1 tRNA gene and 1 rRNA gene are annotated in these 2,245 nt (G+C 44.5%); both read left to right on the top strand.

The annotated features are described in order from the left end of the window. Positions 1-500: 500 nt before the first annotated feature. Positions 501-2,014, top strand: a 16S ribosomal RNA gene (locus BOW55_RS20585). A gap of 127 nt (positions 2,015-2,141) precedes the next feature. After that, positions 2,142-2,215, top strand: a tRNA-Ile gene (locus tag BOW55_RS20580). Positions 2,216-2,245 lie beyond the last annotated feature (30 nt).

Raw genomic sequence — 2,245 nt, 5'->3', positions numbered from 1 at the left:
GTTAAGAAAAAGATTGAAAAAAGAGTAAAAAAAGGCGGTTAAAAAGCTTGTTTAACTGAATAAAGGTGGTACTTTTGCACCCGCAACAGCGATAAACGTTCACCGAAATACTGACAAGAGTTTTAATTATTGAGAGAAGAAATTTTCAAAAAAAAAGATTAGAAAAAGCTTGTGAGAATGGAAAACGGATATTACATTTGCACCCCGCAAAACGTGGAAAGTTATTTGAAAGATTGGTAAGAGAAATGAGAAAAAGGGAACGAAAAAAAAGTTTCAAAATTTTTTAAATTTTTCTTGCGAGAAACAAAATAAATTTTTAGTTTTGCACCCGCTTTGAGGAACAAATTAAGGCGGAGAAAATAAAGAAATACACGTTCGTAGACATATTGAATTGACAGCCGTTTTGAAAGAGATTTCAAAACAAATAAAATAAGAGTAATAGAATCGTAAGATTCGAAAAGAACCGATAGATAAATCATCGCAATATAATATTAAAATATACGATGAAGAGTTTGATCCTGGCTCAGGATGAACGCTAGCGGCAGGCTTAACACATGCAAGTCGAGGGGTATATGTCTTCGGATATAGAGACCGGCGCACGGGTGCGTAACGCGTATGCAATCTACCTTTTACAGAGGGATAGCCCAGAGAAATTTGGATTAATACCTCATAGTATTATTGAGTGGCATCACTTAATAATTAAAGTCACAACGGTAAAAGATGAGCATGCGTCCCATTAGCTAGTTGGTAAGGTAACGGCTTACCAAGGCAACGATGGGTAGGGGTCCTGAGAGGGAGATCCCCCACACTGGTACTGAGACACGGACCAGACTCCTACGGGAGGCAGCAGTGAGGAATATTGGACAATGGGCGCAAGCCTGATCCAGCCATGCCGCGTGCAGGATGACGGTCCTATGGATTGTAAACTGCTTTTGTACGAGAAGAAACACTGCTTCGTGAAGCAGCTTGACGGTATCGTAAGAATAAGGATCGGCTAACTCCGTGCCAGCAGCCGCGGTAATACGGAGGATCCAAGCGTTATCCGGAATCATTGGGTTTAAAGGGTCCGTAGGCGGTTTAGTAAGTCAGTGGTGAAAGCCCATCGCTCAACGGTGGAACGGCCATTGATACTGCTGAACTTGAATTATTAGGAAGTAACTAGAATATGTAGTGTAGCGGTGAAATGCTTAGAGATTACATGGAATACCAATTGCGAAGGCAGGTTACTACTAATTGATTGACGCTGATGGACGAAAGCGTGGGGAGCGAACAGGATTAGATACCCTGGTAGTCCACGCCGTAAACGATGGATACTAGCTGTTGGGAGCAATCTCAGTGGCTAAGCGAAAGTGATAAGTATCCCACCTGGGGAGTACGTTCGCAAGAATGAAACTCAAAGGAATTGACGGGGGCCCGCACAAGCGGTGGAGCATGTGGTTTAATTCGATGATACGCGAGGAACCTTACCAAGGCTTAAATGTAGATTGACCGGTTTGGAAACAGATCTTTCGCAAGACAATTTACAAGGTGCTGCATGGTTGTCGTCAGCTCGTGCCGTGAGGTGTCAGGTTAAGTCCTATAACGAGCGCAACCCCTGTTGTTAGTTGCCAGCGAGTCAAGTCGGGAACTCTAACAAGACTGCCAGTGCAAACTGTGAGGAAGGTGGGGATGACGTCAAATCATCACGGCCCTTACGCCTTGGGCTACACACGTGCTACAATGGCCGGTACAGAGAGCAGCCACTGGGCGACCAGGAGCGAATCTATAAAACCGGTCACAGTTCGGATCGGAGTCTGCAACTCGACTCCGTGAAGCTGGAATCGCTAGTAATCGGATATCAGCCATGATCCGGTGAATACGTTCCCGGGCCTTGTACACACCGCCCGTCAAGCCATGGAAGCTGGGGGTGCCTGAAGTCGGTGACCGCAAGGAGCTGCCTAGGGTAAAACTGGTAACTAGGGCTAAGTCGTAACAAGGTAGCCGTACCGGAAGGTGCGGCTGGAACACCTCCTTTCTAGAGCCTCAAATGTTAGTGCTTGCACACGTTGAGGAAAGAAGATGATTATTTATAGGATTCTGAATTGGAGATTGTATTACTCTTGCTGTTAATTTAAAACATAATGAAAAATTAAGTAAAACAGAGTCTCGTAGCTCAGCTGGTTAGAGTACTACACTGATAATGTAGGGGTCGGCAGTTCGAGTCTGCCCGGGACTACTATTTAACTTAAAAAAAGGAAATTCTAGA

It is taken from the genome of Flavobacterium sp. YO12 (assembly GCF_004119495.1).
Classification (GTDB): Bacteria; Bacteroidota; Bacteroidia; order Flavobacteriales; family Flavobacteriaceae; genus Flavobacterium.
The sequence above is the reverse complement of the archived record's forward strand: the minus strand, read 5'-3'. Positions and strand labels throughout refer to the sequence as shown.